Source organism: Paenibacillus selenitireducens, assembly GCF_002021565.1.
Lineage (GTDB): Bacteria > Bacillota > Bacilli > Paenibacillales > Paenibacillaceae > Paenibacillus_K > Paenibacillus_K selenitireducens.
Genome location: NZ_MSZX01000037.1, coordinates 1 through 3,628 on the forward strand (window position 1 = coordinate 1; position 3,628 = coordinate 3,628).

4 protein-coding genes are annotated in these 3,628 nt (G+C 40.4%); 3 read left to right on the plus strand and 1 reads right to left on the minus strand.

From position 1 onward, the window contains the following. Window positions 1–85: 85 nt before the first annotated feature. The 3 genes from BVG16_RS32170 (at window position 86) to BVG16_RS32180 (ending at window position 2,044) form a co-directional block, all read left to right on the plus strand. A complete protein-coding gene (locus BVG16_RS32170) occupies window positions 86–571 on the plus strand; it encodes a GyrI-like domain-containing protein (protein WP_158081857.1) in 486 nt (161 codons plus the stop codon). 253 nt (window positions 572–824) lie between these two features. Continuing rightward, window positions 825–1,256 (plus strand): NUDIX hydrolase, encoded by a 432-nt coding sequence (locus BVG16_RS32175; RefSeq protein WP_158081862.1) that lies wholly within the window; start codon window positions 825–827, stop codon window positions 1,254–1,256. A gap of 194 nt (window positions 1,257–1,450) precedes the next feature. Beyond that, the gene (locus tag BVG16_RS32180; RefSeq protein WP_078503284.1) at window positions 1,451–2,044 is read left to right on the plus strand and encodes a chloramphenicol phosphotransferase CPT family protein; all 594 of its coding nucleotides are present in this window, start codon (window positions 1,451–1,453) and stop codon (window positions 2,042–2,044) included. 136 nt (window positions 2,045–2,180) lie between these two features. On the opposite strand, the gene BVG16_RS32185 is transcribed toward BVG16_RS32180, so the two are convergent. Next, window positions 2,181–3,389: an IS110 family RNA-guided transposase gene (locus BVG16_RS32185; RefSeq protein WP_078501439.1), complete on the minus strand. Its 1,209-nt coding sequence runs from the start codon at window positions 3,387–3,389 to the stop codon at window positions 2,181–2,183. Window positions 3,390–3,628: the final 239 nt, after the last annotated feature.

Sequence of the window (3,628 nt, forward strand, 5' to 3'; positions counted from 1 at the left end):
STRCSSATNDATACTNTRYCHNAGCDTAATCGAAATGTTATTTTATGCCTTTTTATACGATTCAGAAACCGAAAGGAGAAACGAAATGAGCGAACTAGGCGTTAAAGATAACACGTGTAGAGTGGTCAAAAGAGGATTCTCAGCAGTTGGAACAAGGCATGAAGCGAAGTATTCAGAATACCCAACCGTAATTCCGCAATCATTTGACTCTTTAATAAGTCGTATGGAGGAAATCCAAAATCGAACTGGTGAAAAATTGGCTCTATACGAACCAGGTAATTATGCACCCGATAACCTTGGAACCTACTATACAACCGCTCAAGTCACAGAGATTGGTTCTATTCCACAAGGAATGGTAAGCCAGACCACTCCTGTGTGCACTTATGCTGTCTATACTCACAAAGGTGAGATTTGGAAAATAGGTGATGCTTATGGTTCTCTTAACCGTTGGATTGATGAGAATGGCTACAAACATAGTAAAGGTTGGGTAGTGGAGTTGATGGACGAAAGATTTAATCCGACATCACCTGAAAGTGAGCTAGAGATTTATACGCCAATCGAAGAGAAATAGTCGATGAAAGAGGAGTGACCCTGCAAACCACCGTTTGTGGGTTCTACGTTCTGGCATGAATCTCAATACCTTTATTTATTCCGCTAACGGGACACTATACCGCAATAACCATTAGAAAAGGCAGCCAATATCGGCTGCCTTTTCCCCGCTAACGGGCAGGATTCCTTAATTAAATACGAAACAAATTTAGAAGATTTATCGTTTATTTAGATGGGGTATTTTTACAATTCGGAATATTCAGGGGGATATGGATATGTCAAAAAAGCCAGTGGGGGCAGCTGCGGTCATTATGGATTCAGAAGAGCGAATCCTTCTAGTAAAACATAACTACGGGAAATACAATTGGGAACTACCTGGTGGGCTATCTGAGCAAAATGAGTCTGCAGAGAATACCGTAAAGAGAGAAGTTCTTGAAGAGACGGGGCTTGAAGTTACTGTAGGGCGTTTAACTGGCGTGTATTATGAACCCGCTTACGACATGCATCACTTTGTTTTCGCTTGTAAGGTGGTCGACAATCATCAACCACAACCAGATGCGGAGGAAGTAACAGAATGTAAGTTTTTCAATGTGGACGATTTACCTAGTCCGATTAGTGATTTTACTATTTCACGTATAAAGGATGCTTCTAATACTGATAGTGATCATTTATTCCATACCATCGGACCAAGGCAGTGGTTTGAATAGTTTATGTTTTTACATAAATTGTTCAGATAGTGAGGAGCTGCCATAAGGACAGCTCCTCTTTAATGTTCATTGAAGTAAAGGGCAGGATAGTTCAATCGTTTCTCGAATATTTTATGAGTTGGATAATTTTGTGAACTTTGTGAATATAACGTTATCTGAAAGATACGCAAATCTTATATGTGAGGGTGATTCGTTTGAAGCAAGGACTCATTGTGTTGTTGAACGGAACTTCAAGTTCAGGGAAGACTAGTATTTCTATGGAACTGATAAATCAGAAAGAGATTCTTTTTTATCATTTATCAATTGATGATTTTTTTAATAATTACAATGAATTTATTAATAATAAATTTCCAGATGAACCTATAAGAGAAGTAGATGATCAAGTTGTCGCACAAATACTTGATGATTCCATAATCTCAGTGTACTATTCGACAATTAAATTGTTATCAGAAATGGGTTTTAATGTAATAGTAGATACCGTAATCGACAATGACAAGAGGTTTAATGTTTTTCTTGATCAATTTTTCGATCAGCCTACGTTATTTATAGGTGTAATATGCTCGAAAGAAGAACTCATAAGAAGAGAGCAAACAAGAGGAGATCGAAAGATTGGACTAGCAGCTTCACAGTTTAGCAAAGTATATTGCTTTGATGAATATGACCTCGAAGTAAATACTGAAGAGATGAATCCAATAGAATGTGCCGAAAAGATATTAAGTTTTATTAAGTCCAATAAGGAATACTCGGTATTTAAGAAATTAAGTAAAAGAAATGTTAGTGTTTCCTAGATGGCGTATCCAGATAAACCAGCTAATCAAAGTCAAGATTCAACAGATTTAAGATTTCAGAACTCCAAAGAATGCAGACTCAAATAAGCCTACTGCAAGAAGCGAGTTAATGGTAAAATATAACTATTAATATCCGTTATTTGCTCTGAAAGGGCGCGTCGTTACTCAAAATTCCGTAAATCATGCGCAAAAGCTTGTTTGAAGTCGCCACAATGGCAACTTTGGCAGGTTTGCCTTCAAGTCGTTTTTGCTGGTAATATTGCCATAGAATCGGATTTCGAGGGCCGTGGATTTGCTTTGAGATACCCCCAACTGTTGCTTGGTAGAGCGCTGTACGGAGATATGCAGAGCCCCGTTTTGAGATACGATTCTGGTTTGCTTTAAAGGTTCCTGACTCGTAAACAGATGAATCCAGCCCTGCAAAAGCGGTCAACTGTTTCACGGAAGGGAACCTTTTTATGTCCCCAATTTCAGCGTGAATCATTGCCGCAGTAATCGGCCCCACCCCAGGGATCGATCGTAGTAGGTGGTAGGCAGAAGATTCTTGAACTAAGGATTCCATTTGTTTTTCGAGTGCTGTAATTCCTTCTTGGTAAGCCTTGAATAACCCTATGAAATTCTGCATTGCAAATATATGCGCCTGAGATCCACACGGATCAGGAAGGCTACTCCGCGCAATTCCCAGAAGCTGCGCGTATTTATCTTCATTCCAAGTACGACCTCTTCGATTCAGCATAAGAATGGTTAATACGTCCTCTTTGTCCGCAGTCAGTAAAGCTGAGGGGGAAGGGAATTTAGTGAGAAGCTGAATGGATGAAGGGTTGAAAATGTTCTGAAAAGCCTTGTCATAGCCCGGAAAAGCCAAATCCAGAATGGAACGGAATTGCAGCTGAACTTCACCAAGAAGAGCTTTCCATTGGGCATGTTGGCGACAGAGAAACCGTAGTTCAGTGACCTTTTCATCCATTGGCATGATTGGCGTACCTTCCCCTAAATAGAATGCATTAGCAATTCGAATTGCATCAATAGGATCGGTCTTTACCTTACGAGTAGAGCGCTTTTTGAGCTCATGAGTCGTTAAGGGGTTTAACAAGAAAACGGGATACCCGTGCGAGAAAAAGAAAGAAGCAATAGGCTTCGAATAATTACCAGTCGCCTCCATAACGACAGTTGGTCGCAGCGTTGTAGATTCTTCAAGCTGAACAAGAACTGAAAGCAATGACGAAACATGATCAGGTGAATGGGAGAAAGAGAAGGGCTTTTTCACTTGTACGCCATAGGAAGTGAAGGCAGCGGCAACGCTCTTCCCCTTCGCAATATCGATACTTAAAACAGGTTGATTCATATGACCTCCTTGGATGACACTAGGACCCAAAACAAATGCTCTCCACAGGTTGGCACGGTGATACGGGCTCTAGGCCCAACCAGCTAAATCGGGGTATGAACATTGCTAGGGCTGAAACACTTTATGTGACGAGATCTAAGTCCCAACACCACATTCGTTCTTAACCCAGTGCTAATCTTTTAAGTATAAAAGAAAAGCTCATCCCCGATGAACTGGGATGAGCTTAATATACCAACACC

Bases quoted from the DNA above. Each gene is read 5' to 3' on its own strand.
- BVG16_RS32170 (WP_158081857.1), top strand. From the start codon at position 86: ATGAGCGAACTAGGCGTTAAAGATAACACGTGTAGAGTGGTCAAAAGA.
- BVG16_RS32175 (WP_158081862.1), top strand. From the start codon at position 825: ATGTCAAAAAAGCCAGTGGGGGCAGCTGCGGTCATTATGGATTCAGAA.
- BVG16_RS32185 (WP_078501439.1), bottom strand. From the start codon at position 3,389: ATGAATCAACCTGTTTTAAGTATCGATATTGCGAAGGGGAAGAGCGTT.